Source organism: Maribacter huludaoensis (assembly GCF_029350945.1).
GTDB classification, from domain to species: domain Bacteria; phylum Bacteroidota; class Bacteroidia; order Flavobacteriales; family Flavobacteriaceae; genus Maribacter; species Maribacter huludaoensis.
On record NZ_JARKMS010000001.1, the window covers coordinates 1 to 771 of the forward strand.

A 771-nucleotide genomic window follows, 5' to 3' on the forward strand; every position below is an offset into this window, starting at 1 on the left:
TCGATTCCCGCATTAGGTTGTACCTGCTCGGTTACGGTTACGATACTTACATCATCGGTTGTACAAGGTGATGTTGCCGACACCGTATATGTATGAGTACCATCGCTATTGTCTGTCCAAGTTCCACTGGTATCCGGGGAACCCGTTAATTGGGCAAACAAGTCCGCATTCGTGAATGTTGCGCCTTCGCAAATATTCAATGTACCATCAATGCCTGCATTTGGTTGCGCTTGCTCTACAACGGTTACGATGCTTTCATCATCTACTGTACAAGGTGATGTTGCTGATACTATATACGTATGGGTACCATCGCCATTGTCCGTCCATGTTCCTCCGGTATCGGGATTTCCCGTTAATTGTGCGAACAGATCTGCATTCGTGAATGTACCGCCTTGGCAAATGTTCAATGTACCATCGATTCCTGCATTTGGTTGTGCTTGCTCGGTTACGGTTACGATACTTTCATCATCTACTGCACATGGAGCAGTCGCTGCTACGGTATACGTATGTGTACCATCGCCATTGTCCGCCCACGTTCCGCCGGTATCCGGGGAACCGGTTAACTGTGCGAACAGATCAGCATTCGTGAATGTTGCGCCTACACAAATATTCAGTGTACCATCGATTCCAGCATATGGTTGTGCTTGTTCTACAACGGTTACGATACTTTCATCATCTACTGCACATGGAGCAATCGCTGCTACGGTATACGTATGTGTACCATCGCCATTGTCCGCCCACGTTCCGCCGGTATCCGGGGAACCGGTTAAC

At 48.2% G+C, this 771-nt stretch carries 1 pseudogene; it reads right to left on the reverse strand.

From position 1 onward, the window contains the following. Positions 1–771, reverse strand: a pseudogene (locus tag PXC01_RS00005) (hypothetical protein); the annotation flags it as partial.